This is a genomic window from Lentilitoribacter sp. Alg239-R112 (assembly GCF_900537175.1).
Taxonomy (GTDB): Bacteria; Pseudomonadota; Alphaproteobacteria; order Rhizobiales; family Rhizobiaceae; genus Lentilitoribacter.
Genome location: NZ_LS999835.1, coordinates 451,314 through 471,140, shown reverse-complemented (window position 1 = coordinate 471,140; position 19,827 = coordinate 451,314). Strand labels below are relative to the sequence as shown.

12 protein-coding genes, 1 rRNA gene and 1 pseudogene are annotated in these 19,827 nt (G+C 44.1%); 7 read left to right on the top strand and 7 right to left on the bottom strand.

All coding sequences use genetic code 11. From position 1 onward, the window contains the following. A 16S ribosomal RNA gene (locus tag G3W54_RS19215) occupies positions 1 to 184 on the bottom strand; the annotation flags it as partial. A gap of 1,176 nt (positions 185 to 1,360) precedes the next feature. Here G3W54_RS19215 and G3W54_RS19110 point away from each other — a divergent pair. From G3W54_RS19110 to G3W54_RS19090, 5 genes are all read left to right on the top strand, one after another. Further along, positions 1,361 to 3,595 (top strand): AGE family epimerase/isomerase, encoded by a 2,235-nt coding sequence (locus G3W54_RS19110; protein ID WP_162654873.1) that lies wholly within the window; start codon positions 1,361 to 1,363, stop codon positions 3,593 to 3,595. A gap of 33 nt (positions 3,596 to 3,628) precedes the next feature. After that, on the top strand, positions 3,629 to 5,050 hold the full coding sequence (locus G3W54_RS19105; RefSeq protein ID WP_162654872.1) for a phosphomannomutase: 1,422 nt from the start codon (positions 3,629 to 3,631) through the stop codon (positions 5,048 to 5,050). 481 nt (positions 5,051 to 5,531) lie between these two features. After that, the gene (locus tag G3W54_RS19100; RefSeq protein ID WP_244627998.1) at positions 5,532 to 6,164 is read left to right on the top strand and encodes a TetR/AcrR family transcriptional regulator; all 633 of its coding nucleotides are present in this window, start codon (positions 5,532 to 5,534) and stop codon (positions 6,162 to 6,164) included. Positions 6,165 to 6,472: 308 nt separating this feature from the next. After that, entirely contained in the window at positions 6,473 to 8,074 is a 1,602-nt protein-coding gene (locus G3W54_RS19095) for a GMC family oxidoreductase N-terminal domain-containing protein (RefSeq protein ID WP_162654871.1), read from the top strand. A 234-nt stretch (positions 8,075 to 8,308) separates the two neighbouring features. Then, positions 8,309 to 9,337, top strand: coding sequence for a LacI family transcriptional regulator (locus G3W54_RS19090; RefSeq protein ID WP_162654870.1), 1,029 nt, complete (start codon positions 8,309 to 8,311; stop codon positions 9,335 to 9,337). 62 nt (positions 9,338 to 9,399) lie between these two features. On the opposite strand, the gene ugpC is transcribed toward G3W54_RS19090, so the two are convergent. From ugpC to G3W54_RS19065, 5 genes are all read right to left on the bottom strand, one after another. After that, positions 9,400 to 10,467, bottom strand: coding sequence for a sn-glycerol-3-phosphate ABC transporter ATP-binding protein UgpC (gene ugpC, locus G3W54_RS19085; RefSeq protein ID WP_162654869.1), 1,068 nt, complete (start codon positions 10,465 to 10,467; stop codon positions 9,400 to 9,402). 12 nt (positions 10,468 to 10,479) lie between these two features. Further along, positions 10,480 to 13,623, bottom strand: coding sequence for a glycoside hydrolase family 38 C-terminal domain-containing protein (locus tag G3W54_RS19080; RefSeq protein WP_162654868.1), 3,144 nt, complete (start codon positions 13,621 to 13,623; stop codon positions 10,480 to 10,482). Positions 13,624 to 13,638: 15 nt separating this feature from the next. Then, on the bottom strand, positions 13,639 to 14,466 hold the full coding sequence (locus G3W54_RS19075) for a carbohydrate ABC transporter permease (RefSeq protein WP_162654867.1): 828 nt from the start codon (positions 14,464 to 14,466) through the stop codon (positions 13,639 to 13,641). Next, positions 14,463 to 15,356: a sugar ABC transporter permease gene (locus G3W54_RS19070; protein ID WP_162654866.1), complete on the bottom strand. Its 894-nt coding sequence runs from the start codon at positions 15,354 to 15,356 to the stop codon at positions 14,463 to 14,465. The genes G3W54_RS19075 and G3W54_RS19070 overlap by 4 nt, the downstream gene beginning before the upstream one ends. Positions 15,357 to 15,491: 135 nt before the next feature. Further along, positions 15,492 to 16,811, bottom strand: a complete 1,320-nt coding sequence (locus tag G3W54_RS19065; RefSeq protein WP_162654865.1) for an extracellular solute-binding protein — start codon at positions 16,809 to 16,811, stop codon at positions 15,492 to 15,494. A 373-nt stretch (positions 16,812 to 17,184) separates the two neighbouring features. Between G3W54_RS19065 and G3W54_RS19060 the strand changes: the two are divergent. After that, positions 17,185 to 17,544 (top strand): annotated as a pseudogene (locus G3W54_RS19060) (ABC transporter permease subunit); the annotation flags it as partial. 118 nt (positions 17,545 to 17,662) lie between these two features. Here G3W54_RS19060 and G3W54_RS19055 read toward each other — a convergent pair. After that, positions 17,663 to 18,091: a hypothetical protein gene (locus G3W54_RS19055; protein WP_162654864.1), complete on the bottom strand. Its 429-nt coding sequence runs from the start codon at positions 18,089 to 18,091 to the stop codon at positions 17,663 to 17,665. Positions 18,092 to 18,603: 512 nt separating this feature from the next. Between G3W54_RS19055 and uxuA the strand changes: the two genes are divergently transcribed. Beyond that, entirely contained in the window at positions 18,604 to 19,818 is a 1,215-nt protein-coding gene (gene uxuA, locus G3W54_RS19050) for a mannonate dehydratase (RefSeq protein WP_162654863.1), read from the top strand. Positions 19,819 to 19,827 lie beyond the last annotated feature (9 nt).

The window sequence follows — 19,827 nt, the reverse complement described above, 5'->3', positions numbered from 1 at the left end:
CGAGACAGACCCCGAAGGGCGTATACGGTATTAGCAGTCATTTCTAACTGTTATTCCGTAGAATAAGGTAGGTTCCCACGCGTTACTCACCCGTCTGCCACTATCTCCGAAGAGATCGTTCGACTTGCATGTGTTAAGCCTGCCGCCAGCGTTCGTTCTGAGCCAGGATCAAACTCTCAAGTTGAGAAATTTGATATTGGCTTTTACGTCACGTTTACGTCAAATTGACGAGAACTTGCACGATAACACCAGATACCGAAATATCTTTTGTCACTGTGTAACTTCTCTTGAAACGTGACCGCCAAAGTCTCTTATCGAATGTATTCCAAATAAATTCAGAACCATTCACCGAGCCCGCCGTCCACGTTTCTCTTTCTTACAATATTCAATTGTCAAAGATCAGATGCTATAAAAACATCTCTTAGAGGCGCAAAAACCACCATCCCCAACTCGCTTAAAACTAAGCTGGATCAAATGCCGCCGCCTCTATGAAGCCTTACCGAAACCCGCTGTCCTCAACAAACACGTTGAAGCCCGCCGGCAACCTAAGCTGCCAAGCTCCGGTAGACGCCTTATAGAACCAAACAATAAAACATGTCAAACTATATTTCACAAAAATATCACAAAAAGTAAAATTAATTTCGTGGTGCCTTTAATGTCAGTCCAAGCTTACATTACTCTACTTTTCTGAAACAGACAAATACTGGGCTTTTTCATGGCTTATAGACAGATGAATGCTTAAATATACAATATCTAGTACGACATTTAGTACGGCGCACTGAGAAAGAATAAAGGTACCCGAGAAAGACTACATCACAAGTTTCTCAACCCACATTAAACAGTACGACTCCGATGAAATAACAGCATATATACATTAGCAATCAATATTGACGTTAGGCTTATGAAAACATTAGCCGTAATGAGCACCAAACTTCATTTTCACGAAGATTGTATAGCATGCCATAATACTACGCCCTCTAAATAAGTAGAACGAAGGCCCGCTTACATGATTGATCATTAGAACCGCCTTATTGGAGTAAAATCATCCCAGCTCGTGACTCAATCAAGAAACCCGCCATATTTTGTTAGCAGTGAGCGAGGTTTTGAACGGATTTAATTTAGATTGAGAAACTCGTATGTGGACTGTTTCAGGTTTGATAGATAAAGAAGTAACATGCGCAACAATTCACTTGTCACACCCTCATTATAATAAAACGAAAATGTCATCATGTCTCAACAAGGTGTCATTTACAAATTCAATTTGGTATCAACCCACGCTTATAAAGCCTCGCGGAACCGTAACAAAATATTTGCACTTACAATATACTCTTCAACAAGGCATTTAAGAGGAAATTTAAACTTGAACATAACACCGATTATTTTGTGTGGTGGCTCTGGCAGTCGTTTATGGCCATTATCACGAGCACATGCCCCGAAACAGTTTCACCAACTAGCTGGCAAAAAGACAATGCTTGTCGCCACACTTGATAGAGTTGCCGCCGCAAACGGAAATGAAGAATTGTATGGCTCAGCTTGCGTGATCGGCTCCACGCATTTTGCTGCTGAAATTTCGGAACAGTGTCGCACTTCAATTGCAGATATTGATAGTATAATACTAGAACCTTGCATGCGCGAAACATCAGCAGCAATTGCAGCGGCAATTGCAGAGTTGGCAGACACCGATCCAAATCAAATTGTCTTAATCCTTCCTTCGGACCACCATGTGACCGATATCAAAAGTTTTAATTCAGTCATGCAGACGGCAGCTCAATCTGTTGCAGTTTCTGGTGGAATAATGACCATTGGTATAAAACCTACGCGACCCGAGACACAATTTGGTTATATTGAACATGCTGACGACAATGGCCCAATTTATGACGTGCTGCGCTTTAAAGAAAAACCAAACGCAGAAGACGCCAAAGCATTTCTCGAAGCAGGCTCCTTTTTCTGGAATGGCGGCATATTCATGTTCCGCGTTAAAGATATGGTAACTGAGTTGGAGCGACAGCAACCAGACATTTGGCATCATGCAAAATTAGCATCACAAAACGGAAAACGTGAAGGTAACCTTCTCTTCTTAAGAGAAGCAGATTTTGAACGATGCAAGAAAATATCTATTGACTATGGAATAATGCAAAGTGCCACACATATTCGTACTATAGAAGCCAGTTTCGATTGGAGCGACTTAGGCTCTTGGAACCGATTGTATGAGATCTCACCTCAAGACAAAAATAACAATGTGTTGATAGGTGACATTGTCTCACATAAAGTTAGTAATAGCTATATAAGAGTACAAGATCGCCCCGTGGCAGTGGCAGGCATAGATGATTTGGTTATTGTTTCTCTCGCCGATGCTTTGATGGTGGTTCATCGCGATAAAAGTCATATGGTCAAAGAACTTCATGATCAAATATCCAAAACAAGCTGGCCGCCCAAAATGGTCAATACATCTGGTAAAACCGTTCCCTATATTGATACCGTTAAAAATTGGGTCTTTGATAAAGCGCTTCCTTTCTGGGCTGAACATGGATTTGACTATAAATTCGGCGGTGCCCATGAAGCACTGGATTACGCAGGCAACCCTGTTGATCTTGGCCAAAGACGTCTCAGAGTTACAGCGCGACAAATCTATTGCTATGCGAAAGCATATGAACTCGGTTGGAATCGCGATGAATGCGTCAGGATTACCGACCATTGCCTAAATACATTAATTACAACGGGCTGGCATGATGATGGCGGTTTCATTCACCTATATAATCCCGATGGAACAATACAAGATGACATGCGCGATATGTATGATCAATGCTTTGTGCTACTTGCAATGGCGACCTTGTGGCAGGCGACAAAGTCTCCACTTGCTAAAGAATGGGGTGAAAAAACGCTTAAATTCGTGGATGAGACATTAGCTGATCCTGACCTGGGTGGTTACTTCGAAACAACGAAGAAGCCCGATATTCGCAGGGCCAATCCGCACATGCATTTCTTTGAGGCAATGCTTGCTTGGTATGAAGCAACTGGAGAACAGGACTATCTTGATCGAGCTGCAAAACTTGTCGATTTATTCAAGACTAAATTCTTTGATCATGAAAACTGGCGTGTGCATGAAATGTTTGACACATCTTGGACACCACTTGAAGATGGCACCAATCTGGTGGAGCCAGGGCATCATTACGAATGGGTCTGGCTGCTTCTAAGATACTCAAAAATGTCTGGAGATCGGTCTGTTTACAATTACGCGCGAAAAATTTATGCGACAGCGCTCTCTTTTGGTCATCATGTAAAGACCGATGGCGTTGCACAATTCGTCAATGCTGATGGCACCAACCTTTCACCAATTGGGCGAATGTGGTGCCAGACCGAGGCGTTAAAAGCTTCCATTGCGATGGAACAGCATAACATGCATGTGGATGGCAACTTGCAGGTTCGTATGCTTGATCAGCTTTATAATAGATATCTAAACACTCCAATAGAGGGTGGGTGGTATGATGGAATCGATGATAAAGGACATGTTGTGTCTGAGAATATGCCCTCAAGCACTTTCTATCATGTCTTTTGCGCTTTCATCGAATATTTAGAACATAAAGATGCATTGTGATATTTTAAATCAGACTCGCAAGAGGAAACGATAATGCCCGCAAGATTTGGCACAAGCGGTCTACGTGGACTTGTCGAAGATATAACAGATGGAACCTGCGAACGACATGTACGCGGCTATCTACGTCATCTAATTGCTAAAGGTTCTGCGAAGAAGGGGGATAATGTCTATATTGGACAAGATTTTCGCCCCTCAAGCCTGAAAATTGCAACTCAAACATTCAATGCAGTATTTCTCGAAGGGTTCGTTCCGATAGATTGTGGTGCCTTGCCGACACCAGCACTTGCAAATTACGCCATGAAGAATGCTTCAGCATCAATTATGATTACCGGTTCACATATTCCATCGGACCGGAATGGTATCAAATTCTACCGTAGAGATGGTGAAATCGATAAAACAGATGAAATAGCTATCGCGAATTTTGCAAATGACGTTGAAATTCAAACCGCAGCTAACACCTTCAATATTAGCAATGAACATAAGGCTGCAATGAAGCTTTTTGCCGAGCGATTTTCCGGATTAATTCCAGCAGATGCATTTTTGGGCAAACGCATTGGTATTTATGAACATAGCTCCGTTGCACGTGATTTCTTGCATGATTTATTACAATCATTTGGTGCGGAGACCATCTCGCTTGGTCGTTCGGAGGGCTTTATTCCAGTGGATACGGAAGCAGTGAGCGAAGAAACTCAAGCCGCGATTAAAAAATGGACGCCAGAATATAACCTTGACGCTATCATCTCTACCGATGGAGATGCGGACCGACCGCTTTTATCAGATGAAAATGGCAAGGTTATCAAAGGTGATGTGCTTGGCTTTATTACATGTCGCTTCTTAGAAGCTGACAGGATAGCCACACCAATTAGTTCCAACTCCGGAATTAAAGATACCGATCATGTGAAAGTCACCAAAACACGCGTCGGGTCACCTTACGTTATCGAAGCAATGAATGAAGCAATTGCACAAGGCGGCACACGCGTTACAGGCTTTGAAGCTAACGGTGGCTTTCTTGTTGCAAATGATATTGCGATAGGTAGCAAAACACTTGATGCATTACCAACACGAGATTGTATATTACCAATTCTGGCACCACTTTCTCTGGCTTTTTCTAGGAATAAGTCGCTTTCAGAGTTGGTGATAGATCATGCTCTACCCACCACCCAGGCAGGTCGTATTCAGGAGTTTCCAACCGATGTTGGTCAAAAACTAATTGCCGAACTTAAAAATAACAGAGTTTCAAGTGATCGTTTTTTTGCATCATTTGGAAAAATCGCCAACATCAACACAATTGATGGTTTGCGTGTAACACTTGATAATGAAGATATAATTCATCTTCGCCCATCAGGAAATGCTCCGGAAATGCGGTGTTATATTGAAGCAAGAGATGAAACGCACGCTGACGAACTTGTTAGAAAAGTAATCACACATATCCGATCTCATGTTGCTGTGAAATAATCTTTTGAAGAAATCCATCAGTTTATACTGCTTTCATGAAGATTCATGGAGGCGGAGGTATGGAGCTATTGTTATCAAATAAATCCAGCACCGCTACTAACATGGAGAAACGTACGCTTGCGACCCCACAGAAAGAACCACTCTTTATCTGGCAAGCCCAATGTAAATTTATGAAATGAGAATATAACCCTAAATTCCAAATATTTCCGATGGCGGATTACTTAAAAAATGGATTATTATATACACAAGAACCCACAACTGCCCTAAATACATTGTTAATAACAATCTATGAGTATACCTAAGTTGATGTATTCTTGACTCTTTTATCAACTTCAAACAAGCATATTTCTATCAGGTTAGTCTGATGGGTCGTATGTAACACAAAACTAAATCATGCCCGCGAAAAACACAATTTTAAAGCCTTCTTGACTTTTAATAGACGATCGGTCTAATAAAATAACTAGATACTGGAGCTATATACTTGCAAACGAATACTGAAAAACGTCGCCGTGGCCGACCACCCAAAGAAATGACTGGCCACAGCGAAACCCGCGAAGCGCTCTTGAACGCCGGAGTGGCAGCACTAACCGCAAAAGGTTTTTCGGCGACAGGTATTGATGAAATCCTACGGAGCGTCGATGTTCCCAAAGGGTCATTTTATCATTATTTCAAAAGTAAAGAAGCTTTCGGCGCTCAACTAATTGACCGGTACGCAGTTTATTTCACGTCGAAATTAGACCGCATATTACTTAATGAAGCGCGCGCACCTCTTCAACGAATGGAAGATTTTGTTGAGGATGCAGTAATTGGCATGCAACGGTTTGAATTTACGCGCGGCTGCCTTGTGGGTAACCTGGGTCAGGAAATGGGTGCACTACCTCCTGCATATCGCAATCTATTGATTGATGTTTTTCACACTTGGCAGAACCGGACTGCCACCTGCTTAAAAGCAGCAGTCGACATGGGTGAAATTCACCCTGATATCGATTGCGATGCCGCAGCTGAGTATTTCTGGATCGGCTGGGAAGGTGCTGTTTTGCGCGCTAAACTCGAACAGTCCGAAGCACCACTACGCCAATTTATGAAAGGTTTTTTATCAGGGTATGCGCGGTAATTTTTCATATTTAACTAGTCGATCGGTCTATTTTTTGAATAACTAAGTTTCTAATATTTTAAGGAAAGGACGAAGATGAACAGTATGGTTGCGAAAAGCGCAAACCCTATATGGCTTAATCGTAGCGGAAAAAGTATCGCTTTAAATATCAAATTTTTGCATAACTGTCACCTTTCGGAAAAAGCCTACCTTACTGCTTTTAGAACGCTCATATTAGTATGTACGCTCATGTGGCTACGAACTAAGAATCTTATAACCACGCATTTGGAGCACAAGACTTCATCACCTCTTCAACGACAGGCAGTATCATGATCGAATCTTCTACAAATTACGACTTTATCATTGTTGGTGGCGGATCCGCAGGTTGTGTTCTGGCTAACCGCTTGTCAACAGACCCAAAGAACAAAGTTCTGCTGTTAGAAGCCGGCGGTAAAGATAACTACATCTGGATACATGTACCGGTTGGATACCTTTATTGCATGGGTAACCCCCGCACTGATTGGAAATATAAAACAACCGAACAAGAAGGACTGAATGGGCGTGCATTGAACTACCCTCGCGGGCGGGTTTTAGGCGGATGCTCATCAATCAACGGTATGATCTATATGCGAGGGCAGGCAAATGATTATGACGGTTGGCGTCAGATGGGAAATACAGGATGGGGTTGGGAGGATGTTTTACCCTACTTCAAAAAATCGGAAGACTATTATGATGGCGCTGATGAAATGCACGGATCAGGTGGCGAGTGGCGCGTAGAAAAACAACGTCTGTCTTGGGAAATTTTGGATGCCTATCAAAATGCGGCCGAACAGGTAGGAATCTCCAAGGTTGAAGATTTCAATCGTGGAGATAATGAAGGTTCTTCCTATTTCCGCGTAAACCAAAAAAGTGGCTGGCGATGGAACACATCCAAAGGTTTCTTACGACCTGCCAAGAAACGTACTAACCTGACTGTAATAACCCATGCGCAGGTACAACGTGTCATATTCGAAGGCAAACGCGCATGTGGTGTTGAGGTAGAACGTTACGGTAAAAGTGAGACATATCTGACCAATGGCGAAGTTATATTAGCGGCGGGTGCAGTGGGTTCTCCGCAAATTTTGGAATTGTCAGGGATAGGCAACCCAACACACCTGAAAAAAATGGGGATCAATGTAGTTCATCAATCAGATGGAGTGGGTGAAAACCTACAGGACCATTTGCAACTACGTGTTGCTTTTCGTGTCAAAAATGTCAAAACACTTAATCAGAAAGCAGGTTCAATATTGGGGCGAATTGGCATTGGTCTTGAATATGTTCTGTCGCGAAAAGGGCCGATGTCAATGGCTCCCAGCCAGTTAGGGATATTTGCCAAATCCGGACCAGAAATTGAAACTGCAGATCTGGAATTTCACGTCCAACCGTTGTCACTCGAAAAATTCGGAGACCCATTGCACCCATTTCCGGCATTCACGGCCAGTGTTGTGCCATTGCGCCCGCAAAGTCGCGGGTCAAGCCACATCAAAACGCCTGATCCCGCAACGCATCCAACAATTAATCCCAACTATCTGAGTGCGGAAGCGGACAAAAGAGTAGCGGCACGTGCCATTCGTTTAGCGCGCGAGCTTGCCAGACAACCCGCTATGGATAAATATCAGCCTTTCGAAATTAAACCGGGAAACAAATATCAATCTGATGAAGACCTGGCCAAAGTTGCCGGTGATATTGGCACAACAATTTTTCATCCCGTTGGTACTTGTCGCATGGGACCAGATGAAGAAGCCGTTGTTGGGCCGGACTTGCGAGTTAAAGGTGTGAGTGGATTACGCGTTGTCGACGCATCCATTATGCCGACAATCCCTTCTGGTAACACAAATTCGCCGACGATCATGATCGCTGAAAAGGCTGCAAATATGATATTACGACCGTAGTCTTTGAAGACCTTTATGAAGGACGGCAAAAGCGCGGCGCGGCAAGGTTAGACGTGCTTCATTACGTTGTATTTTCTACAAACCAAAAAATATACAACTCGACCAAAGGGACATAGTTGCAAGCCGTTTTAAAATGAACCTGTAAAGTACTTGGAAAACATCAAGATACGTACTTCAAAGCTCGGCATAAGGGTGGTTTTGTGGTAGCTTAAGTATCATGGAAGTAACAATTTTATGTTAGAACAAGAACCAAGACAAAAACGGCGCAATCAACCGACCTTGAAGTCGATTGCTGAACGTACGGGGCTTGCGATAACGACTGTCTCAAAGGCGCTAAGGGGTGGTGGCAATCTAAATGCTGAAACCGTCAAACGCGTCCACGCGGTTGCGCGCGAGATAGGCTATCGCCCGAACAGGTCTGGTGTTGGCCTTCGAACCGGGCGCACGTTCGTAATTACAGTTGCGGTTGACCACTCCGATGATATTTCTGACTTTGAACGTCGAATTGTTACCGGCGTATCGACCGCATTAAGTGCTACCCCGTATGAAATGTCATTCACACCCATTTTTGCTCACACCGATGAAATAGAAGTCTTCCGCGACATCGCCACCTCTCACGCTGCTGATGGCATAATTTTTACCAATACTACACCAGATGACAAGCGGGTTAAGCTGTTAACAGAGCTGGACTTTCCATTTGTAACTCACGGACGAACAAACCTTGCTGTTCCTCATGCTTATTATGATTTCGACAATGAGGCATTCGTGTATCAGGCGGCAAAACGACTGATACAAAAAGGACGAAAGAACCTGGCAATAGCGTCAGGCACAGTGGGACTTACTTATTTTGAGCACGCAAAGGCGGGCCTCCACCGGGCAACACAAGAGGAAGGTGCCAAAGTAAGCACTCTTAATCCGGCCCAAGGAGTGAAACCTTTCGCAGCTGCGATGCACGAAGCGGTGCTTCGTGCTGCCAACAATCATAGCTTACCTGATGGTATTATTAGTTCCAGTGATATCGGTAGCCTGGCGCTCATCGATGCGCTCATTGAATCTGATGTTATCATCGGTAAAGATATAGATATTGTCTCGCGTCGAACCTCAACAATGCTAGACTTTTGTCGTCCCAGACTGGACATGATTTCGGAAGACCTTATCGGCGCAGGAGAAGTGCTTGCCAAATTACTGATCCGGCGCATCAATGGCGAAGCACCTGAAGATCTGCAAATGATTGGTGCGCCTAAAGTGATGTGGCAAGATTAAATCTTGCGAGTTAATCTTGCCGGGAGGCTGAAAGGCGAAAACCTTTCAGTTAACTCAAAATACTAGCTTACTCTATTGTTCTTCTCATCGAATAAATGAACGTGTTCCATATCAAAGGATAGAAACAGTTTTTGCCCGATTTGACAGTTAATTTCTGTATAAAACCGCCCAGTAATACGTTCATTGCCTGACACAAAATGGATGATGCTTTCATCGCCAAGACTTTCAATTAGGTCTACCTCGGCTTCAATACTCAAATTGTCTGACTGCTCATGAATAGAGAGATGCTCTGGGCGAACACCTAGTGCTGCGATATCCGAAAAATGAGATGCCGCACTTGGGTTGATTTTGATCTCGGCGTTGCCGCTGGTTTGCAAACTTGCATCGGTCACTTTCGTGATATCAAACAAATTCATTTGTGGTGAGCCAATGAAACCCGCAACGAATGGATTGGCCGGAGCAGAAAACAGGTTTTTGGGCGTATCAAATTGCTGAATATGCCCCTTCTCCATAACGGCAATTTTATCTGCCATTGTCATCGCTTCGACTTGATCGTGGGTAACATAGATTGTTGTAATGTTATGATTGCGATGGAATTTCATCAACTCCATGCGCATCTCAACACGTAGTTTGGCATCAAGATTAGACAAAGGCTCATCAAACAAAATTATGCGAGGCTTACGCACAATTGCACGGCCAATTGCTACGCGCTGTCTTTGCCCGCCAGAAAGTTGGCCGGGTTTGCGCTCTAAAAGTTCTCCCAATTGAAGCGTATCTGCAACCTCATGAACAGCCTGCTTTATTTCGCTTTTTTTGCGTCCTTCAAGTTTCAAACCAAAACCGATGTTATCGGCAACAGTCATATGCGGGTAGAGTGCATATGATTGAAACACCATTGAGACGCCTCGCTCGCGCGGGTGCAGGTCATTGGCTCTACGGCCATCAATCTGCAACTCTCCGTTTGTAACATCTTCTAGGCCAGCCATCATGCGCAACAGGGTTGATTTACCACACCCCGACGGGCCCACCAGAACCGTGAAATCCCCCTCCTCCACATCTAGGTTAAGGTTAGGAATTACATTAACATCGCCATAATTTTTCTTGAGGTTAACTGCGGATAAAACTGCCATGTTCCCCACTCCTTAATTCGGGTCGCGCTGTTTGGCGACCGCTAGTGTGATAATTTCAAATGCACGGAATTTCACGATCGCAGACCCGTCTTTATCAACTTCTAAATCCGCTTCATGCTGATCCATAAGATCGACTAAGCGGACGCTTTTGACTGGAAATCCGAAACTGATTTTTGCAGTTGTCTGGCGATTACTCTCTTCGACCAGACGAATTATTATTTCATCTTCGTCCTCGTTCGGCTTGATGGCGTGAATTGCAACATTTTTAGTGTCTATACTCAGCAAACCATTTTGATCGTCTGCTTCTGCATTTCCACCGTTCTCGACAGCAATTGCCATGAGCGGGTGACTAAAGGCTTCCGCGCGGCGTGAAATTGTAGCAATAGTGTTTGAACCGGTGGCAAAGGTAAGTCCATACCTGCAATGATGTTGTTCACGGTCAGCAGTTTCAAATGGGAAAATGCCCGACTTTATAAGCGTCATGCGAATACGCTGCCCACGTGCATCATATCCATACTTGCTATCATTAATAAGTGCCACCGTATAATCACCTTCACTCATGGCAACCCAACGATGCATACTCGCTTCAAACCGCGCCATATCCCAACTGGTATTTGCATGGGTGGGCCGCGTAACGTGACCAAACTGAATTTCGGACTTCACTTCATTGCTATTAAGTGCAAATTCAAAACCCGCTTTGAGCAAAGTCTGACTTTCATTCCAGTCGACATAGGTATCAAACTCAAGAACCATTGAGTCTTGTGCCAACGAAATGATCTGCACGATTTTTGAACCAGCATAATTTCGTTCCACCTTAAGCGCTGCTCTATGAGGACCTTCCTCTATCAGTTCAAAATTAGCGCACGTATCCACTGGCCAATATTTTTGATCGAAATACCAATCAACATCCCAAGCATCCCACTGTATGGGTTTATCTTCAAACGCTTGAAGTTGATTAGCTACGCTGCCTGGCTTGAGAAGTTCACGACCAGCCGCTTTGTCAAACACAGAAGTGATTTCCCCATTCTCTGCAAATTCGACTCGCAGGAATGAGTTTTCGAGCATATGTTTGGAAGCGTTTAAACCACTGTTTGCAACACCCGTTCTGTCTGGTGTAACAGATAGATTGAGAATACTTGTAGCCGGAATATTAGCAACTGGCGCAACCCATTCAGTGCTACCATCTGCCCGAGTTATGGCCTGAAGCGGTGTGCTACCTGAACCAGAGGATAACTGAGTTCCTGTTTGTGCAAGACCAAATGGAAGTGTCACCAACTCGCCACTTCTATCGCTACCCAAAGCATTTATAAGTGCAATATCGCCAGAGCAGTGATGTCCCAACGCCGATTTTAATGCAGCATAACTATCTGCAAAAAACTCGGCATATTCGCGATCACTATCTTCATAAACTTCTGCAATTGACGTGCCAGGCAAAATATCATGAAATTGATTGAGCAGTATGACGCGCCAAAACTCCGCCAGCGCCTCAGATTGAAGATCACTTGCAGCGCTATCAATCTTGTTTGCAGCCAAAACGAACTCCAGATCTTGCAATCGGTCTTCAGCCAATCGGTTATTGCGCTTATTCTTGGCAATCGACGTTAACGTGCCACGGTGATATTCAAGATAAAGTTCACCTACCCATTTAGGAAACCGATCTGGTTCTTTTCCCATTTTATCGCCCAAGCGATTGATAAATGGCGTCACACCTTCAAACTTCACTGATGGGCAGCCCGGAATGCCTCGCTCCATTCGGCGCCCGACTTCGATCATTTCTTGGGTAACTCCTCCACCGCCATCGCCATGACCATAAGGAATTAGGTAGTTGTCATTCACATTTTTGGGTTCGTATCTGTTCCACGCCCCCATAACATAAGACACATCCAAATCCGGCTCATATACGGTGCGAATTGTCGTGGCGTCATCCCGCTGGGTGGTAATCAAATAGGTGTTTACATCTGTACCATCTATCCCCGTCCAAAAAAATGTATCATGAGGCATCCGGTTGGTATCGCTCCACGATAATTTGCTCGTTACCAGAAATTCAACACCTGCTTTACGCATTATCTGCGGCATTGCGGCTGAATAACCAAACGTATCCGGCAACCAGAGAATTTTGGGATCTACGTCAAAATGCTTGCGATGATAGCGTTTGCCACGTTGAATTTGGCGCACCATCGATTCGCCTGAGATAATATTCACATCCGGCTCAAGCCACATGGCTCCTTCAATTTCAAAACGACCTGATTTGACATGTTGCTTAACACGCTCAAGTAACTCGGGCGCATCTTGCTCCAAATAATCAAACATCACACACTGATTATACATGAACACAAAGTCAGGGTTTTCATCCAGAAGTTTGAGGGCTGTTGCCATCGAGCGGAGCATTTTTTCGCGTGTTTGCGAAACCGGCCATAACCACGCAACATCTAAATGTGTGTGTCCAATACAACTCGCAATCGGCTTTTCTTCAGTATCCGTTAGCTCATATATCTTGGCAGCAATTTCAGCCGCAGGCTTAAGCGATGCGATGAAATGAGAACGATCTCTAAAATCGATAAGTCGAAATGCATCATCAATCAAGGTCAAAATTTTATGCTTACGCAAGTCCGTATCCGGCAGTCGAACGGCAACCTCAAAAGGAACATGCAGATCATAATATAGGTCTGTAGCCTCTTGGTCGCGCCAGAACCGCTCCAATGCATAACCGCACAGTCGGCTTGCATCACCGGTATAATGATTAATGTGCAAAATGCCCGTATCACCTGGGGCCAAAACTTGCGTCAAATCAATTTCAGCATGATACCCGTCAACCCCTTGCAGATATTCGCCATTGAGCCAAACCAGCCCCTGCCCTTGCGTTCTGCCCATCAGAATTTCATTCTGGGCCTTGATCTTAAAGATAGGCTTTGCGCCTTCAGGCTGTCCGGTCAGCGCAATTTCGGCAGCAAACCAATGATGTCGCTTGGCACCTCCCCAAATCAGGTCCTGAGGAACCACGTCCCAACTGCGCCAATCTTCCGCTAATACTGAAGCATCATCATCTTCAGTAATTCGAAAATGCAGCTTTACATGGTCTTCCGCCGACCATTCCGCATGTTGCTCTAACTCGACAAGATAACGTGCCAGCTTCTCTTGCTGTTTTGACAGGTTCATGTCCTGACTCCCTTGTTAACCTTTGACCCCAACGCCTGCAAAACCTGTTGTAAGGTTACGTTTTAGCAGAAAGTAGACGAGAACAGCTGGCGCCGCATAAATAATAGAATAAGCGGTCAGGAAGCCGTAATTTGTTGCACCATACTGACCGAAAGACGCATAAAGACCGACTGCCATTGGAAAATGTTCATCGCTGCGCAACATTAAGAAAGGAAATAAGAATTCATTCCAAGCACTGGTAAATGCCATGAACCAGATCACAGCCAGACCCGCTCGAGACAATGGCAGCACAATATGCAAAATACTCTGCCAAAGCGTTGCGCCTTCCATATAACCCGCTTCTTCTAGTTCAGTAGGGATCGTGTCAAAGAAGTTTTTAAGCAGTAAAACGGCAAACGGCAAATTAAGCAGCGTCATAACCATAATGACCCCTCCCGCATTCAACAACCCCATTACCCTCCCGGTCAAAAAGACTGGAATGATAATGGCGGTTGCTGGGAGAATACGCAGCAAGGCAAGGCTCCACAAAAGGGTGTTCTTGTAGGGAATATCAAGTCGCGAGAACGGATAAGCAGCAAGTGTTGCCAAAATGGTAGTCAAAGTTGCGGTAATGATAGCAATAACCATAGAATTTATGAATTGGCGCAAGGACGTGCCAGTCATCACAGACGCAAAGTGTTCCAGGCTGAGACTGCTCGGGATGGAGAAACCTCCCGTTGCTTGCGGGTTAACCGAGGTCATCACCAGCCAACTCAACGGACTGAGCCAGGCAAGAATTATGAACGCCAATAATAAATTTGTTGCGCTAACACGTGCAGGCGATTGTTTGACAGCACTGATCATTTTGCCCGCTCCTGACTTAGCCGTAGATAGATGATAGACAACCCGCCAACAATAACCATCATAGCTATTGCTACAGCACTGCCATAGCCCAACTTACCCACATCAAAGGCCTGTTTATACATGTAAATGGAAAGAACCTCAGTCTCACGACCTGGACCACCGCCAGTGAGGGCAAAAATAAGGGAGAAGAAGGCATAGGTCCAAATCGTTACAAATAGCAAATTAGTTGCAATTTGAGCGCGTAGGAGCGGTAAAAGAACATAGCGAAGTCGTTGCCGTCCGTTGGCTCCATCGACATAGGCGGCTTCCAATACTTCGCGTGAAACGGTGTCCAAGGCCGCTGAAAACAGGAGATACGACCATGCAGTTCCCTTCCAAATATTTGCGATTACAACAACTTCCATTGCGTAGGCGTTCAGCAGATTTATGTTGTCAAAACCAAGAGGGCTCAAGACCAAAGTATTTATAAAACCATCACGGCTGGCGAACGCATTCCACATAAAGGCACCTACAACATCTGGTGCAAGCCAACCAAACAGGAGCGCGAACTCAACTGTTCCTTTCAATCGAAATGGATAGTTTTTCAGCAGGAGCGCAAGTAAAAAACCCAACCCGCATTGACCGACAATAGCCGAGAAGAATGTGAAGACTGTTGTGGTCCACACAGATTCCAAAAATCCACGACGGGTAATCAGACGAATGTAATTATCAAACCAGATAAAATTGGGGGAGATAGCCTTCTTTCCCAAGAGCGCCAAATCAGTAAAACTGACCCAAATCGTCCATCCGGCATAAAAAATAAATAGTCCTATAAACAATATGGCTGGTATTGCAGCGATTGTCATAAGAGATGTTGAGCGCCGGAGCCAGACATGTGAGGTGGAAATCATGGCGACTTACCTTTTTAAACAGCGAGACGAAGAGCTAACATATTAAGACGCGGCTCGTCCAAAACAAGACACGCTCGTCACGCATCTTATTACGATAGAAGGCCCCACCGAACATATCGGTGGGACATTAGTGATTTACTTGATTGTTTTGACTTCTTCTTCGCCAAACTCATCAACGAGATTTGCTTTAAACTCTTCAACAGCCTCATCAACAGATAGGCCTTCAAGAATTGAAGTCGTGGCCTGTTGAACAAATGCCGAAACAGAAGAATATCCCGGGAACGTGTCACGCCCTGTGGTTTTTTCAACCAATGGAGAGATAGCGGCAAGATAGGCATCGGCTTGATAAACATCAGCCTCCAAAGCATCCGTACGCACTGCAACACGCCCTTGACCAGCTACCCATTTAGCATAAGATTTTGCTTCCAGAATTGTTTCAATCAACTGCCAGCTAAGGTCTTTCTGCACTGATTGTTCCGCAACAGCCACATTCCAACCACCGGAAATATTGCTGTAGCTCGGAGCATTTGCAGATCCATCACCAGGGAATGGCGTCCAAGCCATAAACTCTGACTTTTCCTCAGCCGTTTTTTCGATGCCAGCTGCGCGCCAAACTGACCCAAACTCCCACGAACCGTTTGCCATAATCGCGATATTACCGTTTGCAAAGGCACGACGCATATCGCCCCATACATCCGGTGTGTAATAAAGCTCACGACCAGAAAGCTCGCGATTAATGAAGATATCCTGATAAAGGTTAAGCACCTTGCGGATAGCAGGACTGTCGCCAATCCATTTATTTTCATCCCAGTCGCGCAAGCGGTTAGCACCGCCTTCATTACCGTCAGCGCCTAGCAACGCCATATAAAAGCCTTGCATTGTTGTTGCCTCACCAAGCTTGGTGCCAACTGGGAAATAAATTGGATATTCAACATCAGATACTTTGTTTTTAACTTGCTCAGCCGTATCAAGAATATCGGCCCACGATTTAGGCTCCCAAGGTAAAGTCACCCCTGCCTTCTCAAGAATGGCACGGTTATACCAGAGCATACGCACATCGGTGTAAACAGGAACGCCGCGCACTTCGCCATTGATAGTGGAAATATCCTTAAGCGAACCAAAATAAAGCGACCAGTCTGCCCAGTTCGTTGAGTAGTTAGTCAAGTCAGCCAAATAGCCGCTTTCGGTATATTCAGCCGTTCTATAGCTATCATAAACCACAACATCAGTTGCTGCACCACCTGCAAAATCTACAGTGATACGCTGATCCAAGTCCTTTGGTACGACCGTTGCAATAACCTTTTCACCGGTCTTTTCTTCAAAAGCCTTAAATGCAGGCTCCATAAGTTCTTCCCAGCCTGTGGGATATGTAATGGTAATATCCGCTTGAGCAGCTGTTCCAGCCATGCCCAAGGCAACACTGGCCAACAGACCAGCAATAATGTGTTTCCGCATATAATCCTCCCAGATGCATAAATACAACGTTGTACTATCACAATTTGATTAGTACAACGTTGTACTAAAATTGTCAAATACGACTACCAAGAAAGATATCTTGCTGTTTTAACTGCCAAATCTCTCCTTATGATCGCAACAATGACGAATAAATCAGCGTACTACATTGCTACAACTTGATTTTGTCACAAGCGATATTTTTTATAAGGAATAGCCGTCGTTTCTGAAAGCACACAAGCGATAAATATGAATGACGATAATAATGAACATCCGTCATTTACAAATACTGACGCGCGAGTACTTGAACAACTAAAGGAGCATATTGAAACTTCCAACCGTAAATTATTTCAACTTAGCAGGCTCTTCACTCGATCAGCTAATTCAACTGATGAAAAATGGACTTGCATTCGCGGCTCTTGACCTCGGCTGCACTCATTGGGACGCTTTTCGAAGCGTAACACTACCGATTATAGCGCCTGCTGTAATCTCCGGATGGCTACTTGCTTTCACATTATCACTTGACGATCTAGTCATTGCATCATTCGTGACAGGACCATCAGCAACGACACTTCCAATTAAAAATTTCTCATCTGTGCGCCTCGGCGTCAGTCCGGAAATAAATGCATTATCGACAATTATGATTGGTCTTGTAACGATAAGCGTTATCACAGCTTCCATTATATCAAATCGAGCCATCGTAATGCAAAAACGCGATGAGCGGATGGCAAGTTAAAGCTCTATCAAACTTTCGCTGAAATTTGGGCAGCCCTTCGTTTATTCAAACCGACATTACGCACCCGATCGATAAAACAAGTTGAATCCGGAGCACACGTCAAACTGAATACACTGTGCTACATCGGCAGCCCTTCGCTTTCACACCCATTGCACCCATCATCGGGAGGATTTGATGGAGGAGGTGGTGGTGGGGCAGCAATGATGATAGGATCATCTGACGATTCATGGCCCTGATCCAGCCGGGGTATACAACGAAAACTTACATTGCATTTTCCATTCGCAGATGGGACATTTTCTGAGGCAGCTTTTTCATCAGTAGTACATCTGGATGGAGATTTATAGAAAAGATCATAGGTAATACGTTTACCGCGCGGTTTTTTAAATCTCAGTACAATTTTACCATTTTTGCGAATAGCAGATTTAATTGCATCACAGCTTGCCTCATTTGTATAAAGGCGTGGCACATTCTGAGCAGATGCAACAGAGATACCTACAAAAATACTACTGAACAAAAGAAAATAGAGTGATTTAATCAAAACAGACATCACAAACTCCAACGCATACTTAGTTGGACTTTAAATGATGCAAATTCCCAGTTCGAACAAGCAAATGTTTAACACTTGGTTAAGTCGTTTGGTTAAAATGAAATTTATGTAATCAGTTGAATTTATTTAAAATTTTAAAGATATAGATGCTTTAAATGTATCTCCGAATTTAGAAACGAACCAAATTTCAACAGAAGAGAATAACTCATATTTTACTTACATACATATATATTAACTTAGCTTCCTTAAACTATTCAATGTTAATCCTAGATGTCTACTCAACGGTTTGTTACGGAAAATTTAGTCATAAACATTACAATTATTCAAACCTGAATAACTGCTGGCTCCTATCTGACAATTATCAACCGCGTAACCAAAATTGAATACTAACAGTATGGTGGACCGAAATAAAAAATAATCACACCCCTTGATAAGACGGCATTATAATACAAGGATATTGTTGCTCAAGGTTGGAATAAATAATCTAAATACTAAGAGTAGGATCTCTCAAAATGATGCAGGCATGGCGCTGGTTTGGGCCTGAAGATACAATCTCGATGGATGCTCTTCTTCAATCCAGTGTAGAAGGTGTGGTTACGGCACTTCACCATGTTGATACAGGTGCTGTATGGACCATTGATGAGATCAAAATGCGTCAGCAACAGATCACTGCTTTGGAAAACGGCACGCCTTCTGGCTTGAAATGGGAAGTTGTCGAAAGCCTGCCAATTTCTGAAAGCATAAAAACACGCACGGGTGATTTCGAAGAACATATCGCAAATTACAAACAGAGCCTTCACAATCTTGCTGAATGTGGGTTAAAAACAATCTGCTACAACTTCATGCCGATTCTCGATTGGACACGAACAGACCTTCGTTCCCCAATGGCTCATGGCGGGACAGCCATGCGATTTGATCTGATGGAATTTACCGCATTCGATATGTTCATTCTGTCGCGCGAAAATGCAGCTGATGATTATCCTGAGCATATCCGAACGGCGGCCGAAGGTTACTTCAGGACCTTGAGTGAAAAACAGAAATCTGTATTACAACATAATATTGTAGCAGGCCTTCCCGGCTCAAATGACAAATGGGATGTTGCTGACATCAAAGATTTACTCAACACATATACTGATATAAATGCCACCCAGCTACGCGCTAATTTGATTACATTTCTGGAAGCGGTCATTCCAACATGCAAAGAGTTGGAGATAAATCTATGTTGTCATCCTGACGATCCCCCTTTCTCAATCATGGGTTTGCCACGCATCATGTCGACAATGGAAGACTATGAGTTCGTTATGCGAGCCGTTGATAGCCCGCACAATGGTATCACGCTTTGCACAGGTTCCCTCGGCGTTTCACCGTCCATAAACATAGTCAAGATGATTGAAAATTTGGGTTCCAGAATACATTTCGTTCACTTGCGAAACACAAAACGTGACGGGCCAAATTTCAATGAGAAGCACAGCTTCTTTGAAGCAGAGCACCTTGAAGGTGATACTGATATGGTGGCTGTGATAGCAGCACTTCTAAACGAAGAAAAACATCGCAGGGAACAAGGGCGGGCAGACTGGAATATTCCAATGCGCCCCGACCACGGCCAGGAAATATTAGATGATTTAGATAAAAACTCTATGCCCGGTTATCCACTGATAGGCCGAATGCGAGGACTAGCAGAATTGCGCGGTGTTATAAAAGCAATTCAACATAAGCCCAACAATTAGGGTTGATGT

Bases quoted from the DNA above. Each gene is read 5' to 3' on its own strand.
- G3W54_RS19105 (WP_162654872.1), top strand. From the start codon at position 3,629: ATGCCCGCAAGATTTGGCACAAGCGGTCTACGTGGACTTGTCGAAGAT.
- G3W54_RS19095 (WP_162654871.1), top strand. From the start codon at position 6,473: ATGATCGAATCTTCTACAAATTACGACTTTATCATTGTTGGTGGCGGA.
- G3W54_RS19090 (WP_162654870.1), top strand. From the start codon at position 8,309: ATGTTAGAACAAGAACCAAGACAAAAACGGCGCAATCAACCGACCTTG.
- ugpC (WP_162654869.1), bottom strand. From the start codon at position 10,467: ATGGCAGTTTTATCCGCAGTTAACCTCAAGAAAAATTATGGCGATGTT.
- G3W54_RS19080 (WP_162654868.1), bottom strand. From the start codon at position 13,623: ATGAACCTGTCAAAACAGCAAGAGAAGCTGGCACGTTATCTTGTCGAG.
- G3W54_RS19075 (WP_162654867.1), bottom strand. From the start codon at position 14,466: ATGATCAGTGCTGTCAAACAATCGCCTGCACGTGTTAGCGCAACAAAT.
- G3W54_RS19070 (WP_162654866.1), bottom strand. From the start codon at position 15,356: ATGATTTCCACCTCACATGTCTGGCTCCGGCGCTCAACATCTCTTATG.
- G3W54_RS19065 (WP_162654865.1), bottom strand. From the start codon at position 16,811: ATGCGGAAACACATTATTGCTGGTCTGTTGGCCAGTGTTGCCTTGGGC.
- G3W54_RS19055 (WP_162654864.1), bottom strand. From the start codon at position 18,091: ATGTCTGTTTTGATTAAATCACTCTATTTTCTTTTGTTCAGTAGTATT.
- uxuA (WP_162654863.1), top strand. From the start codon at position 18,604: ATGATGCAGGCATGGCGCTGGTTTGGGCCTGAAGATACAATCTCGATG.